Here is a 16,034-nt window from a genome sequence, read left to right on the forward strand (position 1 = left end):
TTTAGGCAAAAATAGAGGGTGAACTATTAGTAGAGTTCCGTTTCACGTTTCTTTAACTATAAAGGTATTATTTACATACGCTTTCGCGAAAGCGTACCTATCAAACAGTAACTTCTAGAATTTTTGCATGACTACTTGCAAATGAAAGTTCATTTACAACCGCCGGCAGCACTACTGTTTGTCCTTTTTTAAATGCATACACCTCATCATCACATGAGAACGTTGCACTACCATCTACACACATAAGGATTGTAAAAGAATCCTTATTACTGTAATCCCTTGTTGCTTCTCCTTCTAGGGCTAATAATGTTGTCTGGAAGTATGGTGTTTCCATGATAGAAACCGCAGTGTTTACCTCCGTTTTATAAGGGGTATTGTAAGTGTCATATCCTTTTAAGTCTACCACATCGATAGCTTCCTCACTATGCAAGTCTCGCAAAGCTCCAGTTTTTGCATCTATCCTATTGTAATCAAATATGCGGTAAGTAACGTCAGAGGTTTGCTGTATCTCGGCAAGTAATACTCCTGCACCTATAGCATGTACTCTACCCGTAGGTATGTGGAAGATATCGCCCTCTTTTATATATTCTGTATGTAATAGATCAACTATGTTTCCGCTTTTTACAGCTTCTTCATATTGTTCTTTTGAGGTATCCTCTTCAAAACCAACAATAATACTTGCATCATGATCTGCTTGCATAATATACCACATCTCATTTTTCCCAAAAGAGTTATGGCGCTCCTTTGCTACCTTATCATCTGGGTGAACTTGTATAGAAAGCGGAGTTTTGGCATCTAGAAACTTAATAAGCAAAGGGAAATTTGTACCAAATCTCTCAAGCACAGACGTTCCTAAAAATTGAGCTCCAAAGGTGGTAATAAGATCATGTAACGTATTTCCAGCAAGCGCTCCATTTGACACTTGTGTCTCGCTGCCTTCTACATCAGAAACCTCCCAAGATTCACCTATCTGATCTCCACTAAATTCTTTATTGAGCTCTGTGCGCAGCTTATCACCACCCCAAAGGCGGTATTTAAAGTGTGGAGTAAAAAAAAAGGGATATAGTTTCATAGTCTAAATAGGTCGCAAATATACAGCTTACCTTAAATTTTTCTATCACTTCTATTTCTTGATTCGCTATCTGTATTTTTGTAAACACTATGCTTAAATTAAAAGATGTACTATTTCATATTTCTAACCGCTTTACAATAGGTCCTATCAACTTGTCTATCAGCCAAGGTGATCATATCGCGCTCATAGGAGAAAGTGGTTGTGGTAAGACTACCTTACTCAAAATGATTTATGGACTTTATGACCTAGATGAAGGATTTATCACGTGGAATGAAGAAAAAATCACGGGCCCAGAGGATCATCTCATACCAGGAATGCCTTTTATTAAATATCTTTCTCAGGATTTTGACCTCATGCCTTTCACCTCGGTAGCAGAAAATATTAATAAATATTTAAGCCGACTAGAGCCTGAAGCGAGTAAGGCGCGTACAGATGAGCTCATGGAAGTGGTAGAAATGACGGCGTATGCAAATGCACACGTAAAAACACTCTCTGGCGGTCAAAAACAACGAGTTGCACTCGCACAAACACTAGCTAAGGAACCAGAATTACTGCTGCTAGACGAGCCATTCTCACATATAGACAACTTTAGAAAAAACAAATTACGTCGTAGGTTGTTTAGCTACTTGAAGAAACAACAAATCACCTGCCTTGTTGCCACGCATGATAGTACAGATGTACTTGCATTTATGGATAAAACAGTAGTGTTGAAAAGCGGAAAAGTAATCGCCCATGAGGAAACATTAAAACTATATAAAAACTCGCTCAACTATTATGTTGGTTCGCTTTTTGGAGATATTAATGAACTACCTAAAACTTGGTTTTTCAAAGATTATCAAGGTGATGCTACCCTCTTATTACATCCTCACGAGATTACTACAGTACAAGATGGAAAAATAGCAACCGTTACAGATTGCTATTTTATGGGTTCACACTATTTGGTAACCGCTATGGTAGGAGATAAAACAGTTCTTTTTAATGCATCAGTTTCATATCCCACGCATACAGATGTCACACTAGGCTTAAGAATTAATACACCGAAGTAATGGTAATATCGCTTTCGCGAAAGCGTACTACATCACCTTTTTTCTTACTCAGTAATAACTGCCCCATAGGCGATGCAAGGGCTATCGCATAATAAGGTCTTCCTTCTATTTTTATTTCTCCCGCCGAAACTGAGATAAAGAAACGATTTGTAGAGGTATGAACTACACTACCTAGACGCACGTAATCACTCTTTACCTTTATATCAACTTTAGATAAGGCATCTTCTATCTTGCCTATTTCTTTAAGTTGCTCACCAGCTTGCTCACGATCTATCTGTAGCATTGCTCGTCCTGTCTCATGCTTATCTCCTGCTGAACTCTTAGTCTCATCTTCTAGAGATTCCATAATATCTGCAATCACGGTTTCCACCTTATTGCGACGGTTTACAATCCACTGCGTGCACTTTGTAAAGAGTTCTAATTTTATTTCTTGATGATTCATAAATTACCTGCCTATGGTTATGTGACAATAAACTTATTATACGTGTAAACACATAAAAGGTTACAATTGCTAGTTATAAAATTCTAAATTAAATCTGCGAGATTCTTACCTATGGTACTTCCTATAGCAACTCCCATTCCTCCTAGACGTACTCCGCAATAAGTATGCTTAGATATTTTCTTAACGATGGGCTTTTTTTGAATACCCACACCCATGATACCACTCCATCTGTAATCTATAGTATGAGGCGTATTAGGTAAAATCACCTCAGCCAGCAGTCGTTCTAATTCATTTTGAATAAGTGCTGTTTGAGACATCACCATCGTTTCCTCTCCTTGTATATCTAGATTTCTCCCTCCACCTAAGAGAATTCTGTTATTTATATTTCTAAAGTAATAGTATCCTTTATCGAGATGAAAAGTGCCTTTCACTTTGAGTTCTGGAATAGGATGTGTGATTAACACCTGTGCTCTCGCTGGTTTTACTTCGCTAAGTCCTAGCGTGCTTGCAAAACCATTTGTAGCAATAAAGAGCTTTTTTGTAGAGAATGTATTGTGAGCAGTTATAACTGCCACGCTCTCGGCTTCTTCTTTATAAGAGTTTACAGTCATGCCATTTAAGATAATAATTTCTTTAGCATGTGCGAGTTTGAGAAGTGCACTCATCATCATTCCCGTATCTATCTGGCCTTCGCAATTATTAAAAATCACCTTATTTTCTATACCATCAAAACCAAATGCATCATCCTGCAGCGTGTACACTTCTTTATTAAGAATAGGAAATAGCAACTTATTTATGTGAGCTAGATTCTGTACACATTCCTCATACAGCACGGTATCATTTGAAGTGAAAAGCTCATAACCTCCATGCTCTTGATAGTCTATTTGTTCATCTCCAAGCATACTTCTCAACAGTTGTAAACCTTCCACACGTTGTTTAACTAGAGAGATCACCTCTTCTTCTGAGTGTGTTTTGAGATCTTCTAGTAATTCTGAAATACTTCCAAAGCATGCAAAACCAGCATTTTTTGTACTCGCCCCATTAGGAAGTAAACCTTTTTCTAGAATAACTATTTTTGAGTTGGCATCTTTTTCGCGTAAGCGTATTGCACACATTAAACCCACAATACCGCTGCCTACAATGGTGTAATCTACATTATTAAACCACGATTCTCGCTCCCAGAAACTTAGATTCATTAGATATTTTTCATTAAAAATACGTGTTCTATGTTAGTGCCTCAAATTTCTCTCGTCTAACACTCGTATGACAGCGCAGGCAATTACTACGATCTTACTAGCTTTTATAGCATTTTCACTCCCAGAGCCGAGAATGTATAGCAAGCTATATCATGATGATGGCACCATTCAAGCAGAAGGATGGATAATGGGAGAGCAAAAGGTAAAATACTGGAAATTTTATCACGAGAATGGAACCATCGCCGCCGAGGGACATTATCAAACTAATAAGAAATCAAAGTACTGGCATTATTACGATAATCAAGGAAAACTGACTAAGGAAGGGCATTATGAGGACGGAATTGCCCAAAATTGGTGGATTTTTTACGACCTTGCGCGCCAAGAAACTAGAAAAAGCCAGTACGTTGACAATCATTTACATGGTTACTGTCTCGTATATAAAAACAAAAAACTTTTTAAGGTAGAAAAATACGAGAAGAATCAATTAAAAGGCGCGTGGACAAGCATACGTGATTTCCGCCGCGATAATCCTGATGTATCACTCTACTAGCGTTATGACTCCCCTTATTAAAGTAATAATACCAGCTTACAACGAGCAAGACTCCATAGGTCATGTGCTACGAGACATTCCTACTGCTGTGAGTGAAGTTATTGTAGTAAGCAATGCCTCTACAGATAATACAGAACAAGTCGCGAGAGAAAATGGCGCTACAGTACTAAGAGAAGAACGCAAAGGTTACGGATATGCCTGCCTCAAGGGTATGGAATATATAGCAACCGTGGGTGTAGATGATGTTGCACAACGCCCAGACATCGTCGTCTTTTTGGATGGTGATTATAGTGATTATCCAGAAGAGCTTACTAAGATAGTCACTCCTATTATCAATGGAGATTACGACATGGTTATAGGTGCTAGAGACAAACGCTTTCGCGAAAGCGGATCAATGACCACTCCTCAGATTTTTGGAAATTGGCTTGCTACTTCATTAATGACGCTATTCTTTGGAGCAAATTTTACAGATCTAGGTCCTTTTAGAGCTATGAAATATGATAGCTTACTCGCCTTACAGATGGAAGACAAAACCTACGGTTGGACGGTTGAAATGCAACTCAAGGTTTTAAAGAAAAAAATGAATTATATAGAAGTCCCGGTAACTTATCGCAATCGCATAGGTGTTTCTAAAGTCTCTGGTACAGTAAAAGGTGCAGTAATGGCAGGAGTTAAAATACTAGGATGGATTTTCAAATACAGTTTTAAGAAATGATATTAGAAACCGTTATTATTGTTATTTACACGATTTCGCTTATTATCATATTTGCGTATAGCTTATCCCAGCTCAACTTACTTTTTAATTACTTGCGCGCACAGCGCAAGAAAGATGACGCTGTCTTATTTAATTTTAAAGATCCAGCACAAATTCCATTTGTAACGATACAGCTTCCAGTATATAATGAACTGTATGTAATGGAACGTCTACTAGATAATATTGCGCTCTTAGACTACCCTGCAAATAAGCTTGAAATCCAAGTGCTAGATGATAGTACAGATGAGTCTTTTGAAACTACAAGAAATCACATAAAACGCCTTAGCGATAAAGGACTAGACATAAAACATGTTACTCGTACAGACCGTTCAGGTTTTAAAGCCGGTGCTTTAAAGGAAGGACTTAAAGTTGCAAAAGGCGAATTTATCGCCATATTTGATGCAGATTTCCTTCCAGAACCTAACTGGCTACAGCGCACCGTTCCTTATTTTAAGGATCGCAATATAGGCGTTGTACAAACTCGCTGGGGACATATAAATAGAGATTATTCTTTGCTTACGAAAGTGCAGGCTTTTGCACTTGATGCACATTTTACACTAGAACAAGTAGGTAGAAATAGTAAAGGACATTTTATAAACTTTAATGGAACTGCTGGCTTATGGCGCAAGCAGTGCATAGAAGATGCTGGAAACTGGGAAGGTGATACCCTTACAGAAGATCTTGACCTAAGCTACCGTGCCCAACTCAAAAACTGGAAATTTAAATACCTAGAGGATGTAGAAACCCCTGCAGAGCTTCCAGTAGTAATAAGTGCTGCACGCTCTCAACAATTTAGATGGAATAAGGGAGGGGCAGAGAACTTCCAGAAAATGTCTAGAAAGGTTTTAACTAGCAAGACTATTTCTCCAAAAACAAAAATGCATGGCTTACTACACCTTTTAAATAGTACCATGTTTTTAAATGTTCTTATTGTAGCAATATTGAGCATACCTATGTTACACATCAAGAACGAATACGCACATTTAAAGCCATATTTTTATGTGATGTCTTTCTTTGTGATAAGCAGTGTGATTTTCTTTATCTGCTACTGGTTTATGTTTAAAAGTATATATGGTGGAGGTTTCAAACAATTTTTAAAATACACGGGGATGTTCTTTGTGTTCTTTAGTATTGCCATGGGATTCTCTCTTCATAATTCTATTGCAGTAATAGAAGGTCACCTAGGTAAACGAAGTGATTTTATACGTACGCCTAAGTTTAATATAAGCGAACTCAAAGACTCTTGGAAAGGCAATAAATACCTCAAAAAGAACATATCAATCAATGTAATTTTTGAAGGACTTTTGATGCTGTACTTTGGTTTTGGGATGTACTATGCATCTGTGGTAGGAGATCAAGGTGGTGACTTTGGATTGTTCCCTTTTCACTTTATGTTATTCATGGGATTTGGTTTTGTGTTTTTTAAATCACTTACGAGTAAAGCGTGATAGAACGTCTTTGGAAATATCAAAAAACTCCTATCGCACTAGCGATTGTTTCCTTAGTTACCTACTACCTCTTTGCTTTTCAACTAGAAAGAGCTAACACCGCACTCCTACTAAGTCTGTACAGCATACTTTTTGCTTGCTTTTACTTCATAGTAAGCAAAGGTAAAAATGACTTCTCTTTGCTACTCGTTTTTGCAGTAGCATTAAGACTCATATTTATACCTGTAATCCCAAATCTCTCTCAAGACTTTTATCGCTTTATATGGGACGGACGCATGTTTACACAAGGTCTCAATCCATATTTAACAACTCCACAAAGCTATATAGAAGCAGGTAATCTCCAGATTGTAGCGCAAGCAAGACAGCTCTATGAAGGAATGGGAGCACTCAACGGAAGCCACTTTACAAATTACCCACCCGTAAACCAACTTATATTTGCAATTGCAGGATTATTCTCTGACAATAGCATCATTGGCGCAGCTATCGTTTTTAGAATTACTATTATTCTAGCAGATGTTGGGATTATCATTTACGGCAAAAAATTATTGCAAAAACTAGGATTACCCATCCATAATATCTTCTGGTATGGGCTCAATCCCTTTATCATTATTGAAATGACTGGCAATCTGCATTTTGAGTCTGTAATGTTATTTTTTGTCGTCTTATCTTTGTATTTACTGGCCCAAGGTAAGTGGATATTAAGTGCTGTGATGATAGCATTATCTATATCTACTAAGTTATTACCGCTACTCTTTATGCCTCTTTTCATGCAATACTTCTTAACTCGTGGTGATAGAAAAACAACCCACTTTAGAAGCTCTTATCCTTGGAAAGTCCGCTTTCGCGAAATAACAAAAAACCTACCTCGTCTCGTTTATTTCTATTTGATCGTGATTGGAGTAGTCATATTGACCTTCTTACCATTTCTTACAAATGAGTTTGCCGAAAACTTTGGAGCATCCATTGCGCTATGGTTTAAGAAATTTGAATTTAATGCTAGCATCTACTATATCATTAGATACATAGGTTATCAAACGATAGGCTGGAACATCATAGGAGACGTAGGTCCTTTACTCCCTAAGATTGTGTTAGGTTTTCTGATAGTTATAGCCTTTTTTAGAAATAACAGATCATTACAAGCAACAATTACAGCCATACTCATTGGGATTTCCTTTTACTTTTTAATGTCTACCACCGTTCACCCTTGGTATGTGGCTACGCCTTTACTTTTGTGTGTATTTACACGCTATCGCTTTCCACTAGTATGGAGTGCTACTGTGATGCTTAGCTATGCCGCATACGGTGCAAATGGTTTTAATGAAAACTTATGGCTAGTGGCTATAGAGTATGTTGTGGTAATTGTATTTTTTATCTGGGAAATTTATAGACCTTCTGAGCTTACTATCATGACAAAGACCGCCATTGAGAGTTGAACTATTTCCCCACCATAATCATTTCATACACTTTTCCAGCCTTCCTATCTTTATAAGCCTTACTTATTCTGGCATTATAATTAAAATCGAAGTCTTGAACATACGTTGCTCGATAGCTATTGAATTTTTCTGAGAGAACCGCTTCACAATCTGAACATAATAGCAAGTAGAATCTTTCATCTACGAGTACAGGCTCTTCAGAGTCAAGCATAACTATTTTCTTCCCAGCTTCCCAGAACACCTCAGGTGCGCCCATTTCAAAACTGTACAGTGGTATGCTGCTTTTTAGTACCTCACCGTTAAATGCGCTGTAATATTCATTAAACAGGTTGTTTTTAAGAACAGAAAGACTTCCTATGGCCGTACAAATAACAGCGAACACAATAAGCAGAAAAACATGGTATATATCTTTACGCATCAAAGCACGCATAATATAAATTGCAACTATAAAGACTACTAGAAAAGCGATTACAGCAATAACATCTACAGTTATTAAGTTCGTTATTACTAAATACATTAATGCTAGAGGCGCAGCTATAAATATCAAAAGCAGTAAACCTACATTGAAATACACGGGAACAATCTCTTTTCTATCTATTAATTCGCTGAAACGTTTTACGAGATAAGTCACATAAAACCCAACATTCATGGCTAGTGGTATAAGCACAGGCATGAGGTATCGAGACTTTTTCTCAGGAATAATTGATAGTAAAATGACAGCAATCACAGTCCACAAAAATGTAAAACGATATGCTTTTCTATTAGCAACCCTAGTCTTCAGATAAGGATACAATAGACTTATGAAGGCTGGAATTGTCCATAATCCGCTTTGTACAAAGAAGCTCCAGTAGTAATAAAAAGGCCTTACATTATAACTCGTCCAGTTTCCGGTTTCTTTCGATGCTATCGCTGCAAAGGTTTCTGGATCTATAGCACGTACATAACCGTACCAACTAAACCCTAAGAATAATCCTCCTAGCAAAACGAGCACTACTGGCAACCACTTTCTCCGTTCTGTTTCTCTTCTATAGACTACGAGATAAGCAATCAGAAATGGCAAGAACAATACGTATAAAGAAACAGGACCTTTACTCAACACAGACCCTCCTATACATATCGCAGCGAAAAGCCAGGTAGTTACATTTCCTTGTAATTTATCTTGACTCAATCCTTTGAAAATACAGTAGATTGCCGTGAGCATAAATGCATGTGCATATATATCCCATGGCGCTTCAAAAACTATAAGGATAACATATAATGACGTTATACTTACGAGTGCATTAATAAGACTATTGCGCTTAGTAAGAGTCAGCTTTCGCGAAAGCGTATATATCATACTCCCCAACAACATCACCATTAGTACTGCTGGAAAACGCATTCCCCACACACTGTTCACACCAACAATTCCAGCCGAAATTGCCGTTAACCATGTTGGCAAAGGAGGCTTTTCATAGCGAGGTTCACCATTCATAGTGGTGAGTATCCAGTTACCATCAGTAAGCATTTCTCGGGCTGTCACAAAGTTGCGAGCTTCCATGATCGTCACTTCTAGCACATCAAGAAAAGGCAATAATAAAACTCCAACCACGATAATGATTGTGAGAACAGGCCGCTTTTCTATGAGTGTAATCAAGCCTTTTGAGATTTATAATAAAGATAAATATTGCGTGCGTAGATAAAGGTTCCTAGCCCATAAGAGAGCACCATTACATAATCTACACGGTATAAGAAATACAGCAACGAGAGAAGTCCTCCCGTAAAAGAAAACAACCAGAACCCAAGAGGTAGTGTTGCTTCTTTATTCTTTTCTGCATGAAACCACTGGTACACAAAACGAAGTGTAAATAACACTTGTGCTACGATTCCAAGAGTAAGTAACCAGGTGCTCATCTCCTCTTTTGAGAACAATGCTGCGAGGTCAAATTTTCCATTATTCCACCCGTATGCAATAATCCCGATAGGAATGGCAATGATTAAAAACTGAGACCATTTGGGTAACAATTTCCACTGCTTTTGGATTTGTAAATTCCTTATGTAAATGATATATCCCAGCACCTGACCCAGCATAAGCGGGAAGTCTGTGCGGAAGTAACCATAAATAAATAGTACAAAAGATCCAGAAAGACTAAGCCACCAGAAAGTGAGTGGCGTAACTACTTTTTTTCTCTTTTCTGAAAGCAACCACTGCGATAGCATACGCCCTCCAAAGAGAAGCTGCGCAAGTACGGCAAGTAGCGACAGACTATCCACGGCTTGTACTACCTACTTTATAATTGATGTACTTCTTCTTCATCCAGAGGTAAGCAAAGCAATCCATAAGTGGACCTAATAATCTGTTCCAAACACCAAATTTTGCCTCCCCAGCAATACGCGGGAAGTGTCGCACAGGAACTTGTTTTACTTTACCATGTTGCAATAAAATCATTGCTGGTAAAAAGCGGTGCAATCCTTTAAACATAGGTATGCGCTGTGCATACTCAGTTTTTATAATTTTAAGCGGACAACCAGTGTCATCCATCCCATCATGTGTAAAAGAACGGCGTATCCCATTTGCGATCTTAGAAGACATGTTTTTTACAAACTTATCCTTACGATCTGCACGTACGCCAGTCACAAGATCATAAGGTCCTATTTCTTTAATAAGCACATTAAAATCTTCTGGAGACGTCTGTAAGTCACTATCTATATAACCTACGAGTTCTGTATCTGCGTGATCAAATCCGGCTTTAATTGCGGCACTTAGTCCGCAATTTTCTGTAAATGCGATATACTCAAAGTCAGTATTTCTAGCGCAAATCTCCTTGATGATATCAAGACTGGTATCCTTAGAACCATCGTTTACAAACAGCACCTTACTCTTTGCTGTAGCAGTTTGAAAATAAGCTACAAATTCAGACTCTACCCTTGCGAGGTTCTCTTCTTCATTATAAACTGGGACTACGATGGTAAGACGATACTCCATAAAAACTTATCCGTTTTTAAGATTTACAACCTCTTGTTTAGTTAAGTGTCTCCAGTGACCTCTAGGTAAATCTTTCTTTGTAAGTCCAGCAATAGTAACACAGTCTACACGAACCACCTCGTAGTTAAGGTGTTCAAAAATAGTGCGTATAACACTATTCCCAGTATTTCTAATACGAAGACCTACTTCCTTTTTTGGCGCTCCATCTACATAGCTTATCTCATCTACAGTTATGGTTTTACCATCAATTTTAAGACCTTCATTGATTCGCTCAATATCTGCACCTTTCAAGTTGTTAGAAAGTTCCACATGATATAACTTATCTACTCCTTTTTTGGAATTTGTAAATTTTTGTACAAGTTCATCATCATTAGTAAAAAGTAATAATCCCATCGCATTACGACCTAATCTACCTATAGGTTGTATACGAGATTTAGTGGATCCTGCAACAAGATCCATAACTGTATTTCCTTTATCATTACTTGTTGTAGTTGCAAAGCCTTTAGGCTTGTTAAGCAACACATAAGCTTTTGCCTCAGGATTGATACGACGTCCATCAAAACGAACATCATCCTCTAGTTTTACTTGATAACCCATCTCATTAACCACCTTACCATTTACGGTAACTTGACCTATAGAGATATACATATCTGCCTCACGACGAGAACAAATACCTGAGTTTGCTATATATTTATTAAGGCGCATCGTTCCGTCATCCTTCTTTCTAGGCGCTTGTCTTTTTGGTGCATCAAAGGCTATATCCTTAGGTTTTCCTGCTGGTTTATTCGCTTGTTTACGCACGGGTTGTGTCCCTCTAGAACCACTCTTTTGCTTTCCGCCAGCGCCACTACGCCCAGATGGTTTTCCTTTTCCTCTATTATCTGCTCCTCTGCTCATTACATTATTGTTTAAGCTGCAAAGGTAAGATTTACTCCGTACTCTTTTACTACCTAGTGAGCATAATAATAAGTTGCTCGCTTTCGCGAAAATTTGACCTCATCACAAAGAAGCTTTTATGAAGTAAAACAAGCCCAACATACTACTCTCATTACATCTAAAACCATATAAACGTCTGGATAAATACTGACAATTAAAATCCTAAAGCTGCCTATAAAACACACTCGCTAAGAGCTTAGACATTCTCCATTTCAAAAAACAGCCTACTGGCACAGAACTTGATTCTCACAAACTGTTCAACATTTTAAAACTTTATACATTATGAGAAGACGCACTACTCCCGAAGTAAATGCAGGATCTATGGCAGACATTGCCTTCCTCTTGCTTATTTTTTTCTTGGTTACCACAACTATAGAAAAAGACAAAGGCATCGCACGGCAACTCCCGCCAGCGATTCAAGACAAGACCGAGGTTCTTATCAAAAACAAGAACCTTTTTGAAATCATTGTCAACGCAGATAATATGCTGCTGGTAGAAAATGAACGTGTCCCGCTTGAAGCTTTAAGACAATTAACCATTGACTTTCTTGATAACGGCGGCATTCCATCAGATCAAGATGAATATTGTGACTACTGCAATGGCAGTAGAGATCTACTCTCGTCAGATAATCCTCAGAAAGCTGTAATCTCTATTTCGCCAGATAGACTTACAAACTACAATACGTATATCGCGGTACAAAATGAGATTTCAAGTGCTTATGAGTTTTTAAGAAATAGAGAAGCACAACGCTTATTTGGCATTGACTTTACAGCTACAGATAAGGCCGTAAAGAATGGCACTTACAAAGGTGATGTATTAAAAAAAACAGCTCAATTAAAACAAGTGCGAGCTATGTTCCCAATGCTTATCTCAGAGGCAGAGACTTCAAAAGAGTTAAGGATTTAAAATACGTATTCAAACAATAAAAAAGCGGCAGAAATCTTCAAGTGATTTCTGCCGTTTTCAATTAGTCATTAAAGGTTACCGTGCTTTGACGTTCTCTGTTAACTGTAAGCTTTGTTACATCAGGACGGGAATAGTGCCCAGAAGGATCAAAATTTTGACGTTCCTCATACACCCTATTAAAATCTAAGGTGTGATATATATTACCTTCTGTTTCAATGTCTGGAGGTAAGATGAATTCGCCATCCGGCCCTGCAATACAAGAACCACCGTTTGATGAACGCTCTGGAGCCCGTTTTAAAATTTCATTGAGGTGAGGAGTATCTTCCGGAAAGTCTGTAGCAATTGCCATTCTGCTTGATACAGAGATTACATAACTACGAGATTCTCTGGCAATAAATCGTGTGATATCTTTCGTATTGTAATCACTTCCTGGCCATACGGCTATATGTAAGTTTTCACCTTGTGCATACATAGCAGCACGTGGTAATGGCATCCAGTTCTCCCAGCAATTAAGACCACCTACTGTAAACTGTTTAAGAGGATGCACTTTTAGACCGTGACCATCTCCTGGCGCCCAAGTTAATCGCTCGTCATAGGTAGGCTGCAATTTGCGATGCACAGATTGTATTTCTCCATTTTGATTGATATACACTAAGGAGCAATACAAACTTGCCCCTCCTCTATCCATTGGTTTTTCAATTATTCCAAGATATATTGCAATATTGAAATGTTTCGATAATGTACATATTTCATCTAGATCGCCACGCTCTATATCAACCGCATTTCGTGCGTAATGTGCATGTAGTTCTTTCACCACTTTTGTATCCCATGCCGCACCATCTGTGAGTGATAACCAATAAGGGTATCCAGGCAATAACCCTTCTCCAAAGACAATGAGTTCTGCCTCATTTTCGGCGGCTTCTTGAATGGCGATTTTTATTTTTTTAATCGTCTCTTCCCTATTCCCCCAGACGGGAGCTATTTGGGCTAGAGCAACTTTTAAACGATTAGGCTGTGACATATGTATAGTTTAAAAAAGTGATGATGTTAAAAGTACTAAATAGTAGTCGGCTTCATGAGGTTACGCTTTCGCGAAAGCATACTTATTTCTTTCAATGCCATTCACAAAATTTGAGATACAATCCATATATTAGGAATTATTCCATAATTTTGTTTTAAATCCTATTGCTATGAATTTTGAACGTATTAAAGAAAAGCTCAACATCCTCGCAGATGCTGCAAAATATGATGTGTCTTGCTCTTCTAGCGGAAGTAAGCGTGCAAATAAAAATAAAGGCTTAGGAGATTCTAGTGGGATGGGAATTTGCCATACCTATACAGAAGATGGACGATGTGTATCGTTATTGAAAATCTTACTTACCAATCATTGCATTTTTGACTGTGCATATTGCGTGACTCGCAAAAGTAATGATGTAAAACGTGCCGCTTTCAAAGTGCAAGAGGTAGTAGATCTCACCATCAACTTTTACCGTAGAAATTATATTGAAGGCCTATTCTTAAGTAGCGGTATTTTTAAAAATGCCGACTATACGATGGAGCGTCTTGTTCTTGTTGCTAAGAAATTACGTCTTGAAGAAAATTTTAATGGTTACATCCATCTCAAATCTATTCCTGGAGCGAGCGACGAGTTAATGAGAGAAGCAGGACTTTATGCCGATAGACTTTCTGTAAATATAGAAATTCCCACCGAGCAAGGTCTCAAATTACTTGCTCCAGATAAAAAGCGCGAAGACTTTATCAAGCCTATGCGTAAAGTGAAAAATGAGATCATACAGTATAAAAGCGAGAAGAAGCTTATAAAAAGTACTCCTATATATGCACCTGCCGGACAAAGCACCCAAATGATTATAGGTGCTACGGGCGAGACAGATGCACAGATCATGTACACAAGCGCATACTTTTATAAAGAATTCCAGATGAAAAGGGTGTACTACTCTGGATACATCCCTATAAGTCATGACGAGCGATTACCTTCTATAGGTACAGATGTGCCCATGTTACGAGAAAATAGGTTGTATCAAACAGACTGGCTATTGCGTTTTTATGGATTTAGCATACAAGAATTACTTAACAAAGAACACCCTAATCTTGAAACAGATATCGACCCAAAATTAAGTTGGGCACTACGCAACTTACAGCACTTCCCTGTAGATGTAAATTATGCAGACCGCAGATTGCTCGCTCGCATTCCTGGTGTAGGAATGCGCTCTGTAGATAAAATTATTAACGCTCGTAGATATAGAAAACTAGGCTGGGAACATCTAAAGGCTATAGGCATTTCTATGAATCGTGCTCAGTATTTTCTCGTTTGCGCTTCTTCACAATTTGAAACTAAAGACCGCACCGCTGCACAACTTAAAAGTTTAATCATGGGAACCTCTGCTAGTAAATGGAGGGGTGCTTACAGCAGCCAACTTAACCTTTTTGAATCTAACGCAAATGTAACTGTGTCGTAAGATGGGAATGATAGATCAATACATCTATGATGGAAGTTTTGAAGGTTTTCTCACTGCAGTATTTGAGGTTTATGACCGTAAACCTACACGAGTAAAAATTGTAAGCGAGCGACTAGTCACCGTAAATTTCTTTGATGAGGAGCATACAATATATACAGATCAAGCAAAATCTGATCGTGTGTGGAAAGGTATTGAAGATAAAATAGGAAAGAAAGCTGGAAATCTCATTTACAAAGCATTTTTAAGTGAGCAATCAGATAGAGAGCAAGTGCTCTTACGAATAATCAAAAAAGGATTTAAAGGAGAAAATGTAACAGACAACTTTGCAGATATCGACGTTTTGAGACTTACCAATTTGGTTAAAATTGTAGGACGCGAGAAACATAGAATGGACGCCTTTATAAGATTTAGACTCACTAAGGACAACGTTTATTTTGCAGAGGTAGAACCAGATTTTGACACCTTACCACTCAATGCCATCCACTTTAAAAATAGATATGCAGATCAAAAATGGCTCATCTATGATCGCTGTAGAAATTATGGGATTTTTTATGATTTAAAGACTGTCAACTATGTGCAGCTTGAAATCTCAAATGATATTAATAGTAGTCTTGCTGCGCCATTTTACTTCACACATGATGAAATGCACTATCAAGACTTATGGAAAAACTATTTTAAAAGCACCAATATTCCGTCTCGTAAAAACATGAGATTACACTTACAGCATGTACCTAAGAGGTACTGGAAGTATTTAAGTGAAAAACAGCCGTAAATTGGGTCATTACGCTTTCGCGAAAGCGTAACTATAACAA

At 37.9% G+C, this 16,034-nt stretch carries 16 protein-coding genes; 8 read left to right on the top strand and 8 right to left on the bottom strand.

Annotated elements, in window-relative coordinates; translation table 11 throughout:
- Nucleotides 1-100: 100 nt before the first annotated feature.
- Nucleotides 101-1,072, bottom strand: coding sequence for a type I phosphomannose isomerase catalytic subunit (locus tag ACJJVW_RS05190; protein WP_405250967.1), 972 nt, complete (start codon nt 1,070-1,072; stop codon nt 101-103).
- Nucleotides 1,073-1,161: 89 nt separating this feature from the next.
- On the opposite strand from ACJJVW_RS05190, the gene ACJJVW_RS05195 reads away from it, so the two are divergent.
- Nucleotides 1,162-2,118 (top strand): ABC transporter ATP-binding protein, encoded by a 957-nt coding sequence (locus tag ACJJVW_RS05195; RefSeq protein WP_405250968.1) that lies wholly within the window; start codon nt 1,162-1,164, stop codon nt 2,116-2,118.
- Here the strand turns inward: ACJJVW_RS05195 and ACJJVW_RS05200 are convergent.
- Both ACJJVW_RS05200 and ACJJVW_RS05205 read right to left on the bottom strand, forming a co-directional pair.
- Complete coding sequence (locus tag ACJJVW_RS05200; RefSeq protein ID WP_013751029.1) at nt 2,102-2,560, bottom strand: hypothetical protein; 459 nt, start codon at nt 2,558-2,560, stop codon at nt 2,102-2,104. The genes ACJJVW_RS05195 and ACJJVW_RS05200 overlap by 17 nt on opposite strands.
- Before the next feature lie 83 nt (nt 2,561-2,643).
- Nucleotides 2,644-3,756, bottom strand: coding sequence for an NAD(P)/FAD-dependent oxidoreductase (locus ACJJVW_RS05205; RefSeq protein ID WP_405250969.1), 1,113 nt, complete (start codon nt 3,754-3,756; stop codon nt 2,644-2,646).
- 67 nt (nt 3,757-3,823) lie between these two features.
- Here ACJJVW_RS05205 and ACJJVW_RS05210 point away from each other — a divergent pair, with 67 nt between their 5' ends.
- The 4 genes from ACJJVW_RS05210 to ACJJVW_RS05225 are packed head-to-tail and all read left to right on the top strand — an operon-like array spanning nt 3,824 to nt 7,941.
- Nucleotides 3,824-4,306, top strand: a complete 483-nt coding sequence (locus tag ACJJVW_RS05210; protein ID WP_405250970.1) for a toxin-antitoxin system YwqK family antitoxin — start codon at nt 3,824-3,826, stop codon at nt 4,304-4,306.
- 4 nt (nt 4,307-4,310) lie between these two features.
- Entirely contained in the window at nt 4,311-5,021 is a 711-nt protein-coding gene (locus ACJJVW_RS05215) for a glycosyltransferase family 2 protein (RefSeq protein WP_405222380.1), read from the top strand.
- The gene (locus ACJJVW_RS05220; RefSeq protein WP_405222377.1) at nt 5,018-6,508 is read left to right on the top strand and encodes a cellulose synthase family protein; all 1,491 of its coding nucleotides are present in this window, start codon (nt 5,018-5,020) and stop codon (nt 6,506-6,508) included. Before ACJJVW_RS05215 ends, ACJJVW_RS05220 begins: the two co-directional genes overlap by 4 nt.
- Complete coding sequence (locus ACJJVW_RS05225) at nt 6,505-7,941, top strand: mannosyltransferase (protein ID WP_405250971.1); 1,437 nt, start codon at nt 6,505-6,507, stop codon at nt 7,939-7,941. The genes ACJJVW_RS05220 and ACJJVW_RS05225 overlap by 4 nt, the downstream gene beginning before the upstream one ends.
- Nucleotide 7,942: 1 nt before the next feature.
- On the opposite strand, the gene ACJJVW_RS05230 is transcribed toward ACJJVW_RS05225, so the two are convergent.
- From ACJJVW_RS05230 to ACJJVW_RS05245, 4 genes are read right to left on the bottom strand one after another with little or no spacing between them, the layout of a single operon-like run.
- Nucleotides 7,943-9,574 carry an ArnT family glycosyltransferase gene (locus tag ACJJVW_RS05230; protein WP_405250972.1) on the bottom strand — a complete coding sequence of 544 codons (1,632 nt, stop codon included), beginning with the start codon at nt 9,572-9,574 and terminating at the stop codon, nt 7,943-7,945.
- Nucleotides 9,571-10,191, bottom strand: a complete 621-nt coding sequence (locus tag ACJJVW_RS05235; RefSeq protein WP_298329438.1) for a lipid-A-disaccharide synthase N-terminal domain-containing protein — start codon at nt 10,189-10,191, stop codon at nt 9,571-9,573. The genes ACJJVW_RS05230 and ACJJVW_RS05235 overlap by 4 nt, the downstream gene beginning before the upstream one ends.
- Nucleotides 10,184-10,903, bottom strand: a complete 720-nt coding sequence (locus ACJJVW_RS05240) for a glycosyltransferase family 2 protein (RefSeq protein ID WP_405250973.1) — start codon at nt 10,901-10,903, stop codon at nt 10,184-10,186. Before ACJJVW_RS05240 ends, ACJJVW_RS05235 begins: the two co-directional genes overlap by 8 nt.
- A gap of 6 nt (nt 10,904-10,909) precedes the next feature.
- Nucleotides 10,910-11,800 (bottom strand): pseudouridine synthase, encoded by an 891-nt coding sequence (locus tag ACJJVW_RS05245; RefSeq protein WP_405250974.1) that lies wholly within the window; start codon nt 11,798-11,800, stop codon nt 10,910-10,912.
- 321 nt (nt 11,801-12,121) lie between these two features.
- Between ACJJVW_RS05245 and ACJJVW_RS05250 the strand changes: the two genes are divergently transcribed.
- The gene (locus tag ACJJVW_RS05250; RefSeq protein WP_405250975.1) at nt 12,122-12,745 is read left to right on the top strand and encodes an ExbD/TolR family protein; all 624 of its coding nucleotides are present in this window, start codon (nt 12,122-12,124) and stop codon (nt 12,743-12,745) included.
- Between the two features lie 61 nt (nt 12,746-12,806).
- Here ACJJVW_RS05250 and ACJJVW_RS05255 read toward each other — a convergent pair whose 3' ends face one another.
- Complete coding sequence (locus tag ACJJVW_RS05255; protein ID WP_405250976.1) at nt 12,807-13,766, bottom strand: carbon-nitrogen hydrolase family protein; 960 nt, start codon at nt 13,764-13,766, stop codon at nt 12,807-12,809.
- 169 nt (nt 13,767-13,935) lie between these two features.
- Here ACJJVW_RS05255 and ACJJVW_RS05260 point away from each other — a divergent pair, with 169 nt between their 5' ends.
- Both ACJJVW_RS05260 and ACJJVW_RS05265 read left to right on the top strand, forming a co-directional pair.
- Nucleotides 13,936-15,222: a putative DNA modification/repair radical SAM protein gene (locus ACJJVW_RS05260; protein WP_405250978.1), complete on the top strand. Its 1,287-nt coding sequence runs from the start codon at nt 13,936-13,938 to the stop codon at nt 15,220-15,222.
- A gap of 1 nt (nt 15,223) precedes the next feature.
- Nucleotides 15,224-15,994: a TIGR03915 family putative DNA repair protein gene (locus ACJJVW_RS05265; RefSeq protein ID WP_405250979.1), complete on the top strand. Its 771-nt coding sequence runs from the start codon at nt 15,224-15,226 to the stop codon at nt 15,992-15,994.
- Nucleotides 15,995-16,034 lie beyond the last annotated feature (40 nt).

Source organism: Dokdonia sp. Asnod3-C12 (genome assembly GCF_045063975.1).
Classification (GTDB): domain Bacteria; phylum Bacteroidota; class Bacteroidia; order Flavobacteriales; family Flavobacteriaceae; genus Dokdonia.

What these genes read in the sequence shown, in the direction of transcription:
- ACJJVW_RS05195 (WP_405250968.1), top strand. Translation starts at nt 1,162, where the DNA reads ATGCTTAAATTAAAAGATGTACTATTTCATATTTCTAACCGCTTTACA.
- ACJJVW_RS05190 (WP_405250967.1), bottom strand. Translation starts at nt 1,072, where the DNA reads ATGAAACTATATCCCTTTTTTTTTACTCCACACTTTAAATACCGCCTT.
- ACJJVW_RS05265 (WP_405250979.1), top strand. Translation starts at nt 15,224, where the DNA reads ATGGGAATGATAGATCAATACATCTATGATGGAAGTTTTGAAGGTTTT.
- ACJJVW_RS05260 (WP_405250978.1), top strand. Translation starts at nt 13,936, where the DNA reads ATGAATTTTGAACGTATTAAAGAAAAGCTCAACATCCTCGCAGATGCT.
- ACJJVW_RS05220 (WP_405222377.1), top strand. Translation starts at nt 5,018, where the DNA reads ATGATATTAGAAACCGTTATTATTGTTATTTACACGATTTCGCTTATT.
- ACJJVW_RS05245 (WP_405250974.1), bottom strand. Translation starts at nt 11,800, where the DNA reads ATGAGCAGAGGAGCAGATAATAGAGGAAAAGGAAAACCATCTGGGCGT.
- ACJJVW_RS05210 (WP_405250970.1), top strand. Translation starts at nt 3,824, where the DNA reads ATGACAGCGCAGGCAATTACTACGATCTTACTAGCTTTTATAGCATTT.
- ACJJVW_RS05215 (WP_405222380.1), top strand. Translation starts at nt 4,311, where the DNA reads ATGACTCCCCTTATTAAAGTAATAATACCAGCTTACAACGAGCAAGAC.
- ACJJVW_RS05240 (WP_405250973.1), bottom strand. Translation starts at nt 10,903, where the DNA reads ATGGAGTATCGTCTTACCATCGTAGTCCCAGTTTATAATGAAGAAGAG.
- ACJJVW_RS05250 (WP_405250975.1), top strand. Translation starts at nt 12,122, where the DNA reads ATGAGAAGACGCACTACTCCCGAAGTAAATGCAGGATCTATGGCAGAC.
- ACJJVW_RS05200 (WP_013751029.1), bottom strand. Translation starts at nt 2,560, where the DNA reads ATGAATCATCAAGAAATAAAATTAGAACTCTTTACAAAGTGCACGCAG.
- ACJJVW_RS05255 (WP_405250976.1), bottom strand. Translation starts at nt 13,766, where the DNA reads ATGTCACAGCCTAATCGTTTAAAAGTTGCTCTAGCCCAAATAGCTCCC.
- ACJJVW_RS05205 (WP_405250969.1), bottom strand. Translation starts at nt 3,756, where the DNA reads ATGAATCTAAGTTTCTGGGAGCGAGAATCGTGGTTTAATAATGTAGAT.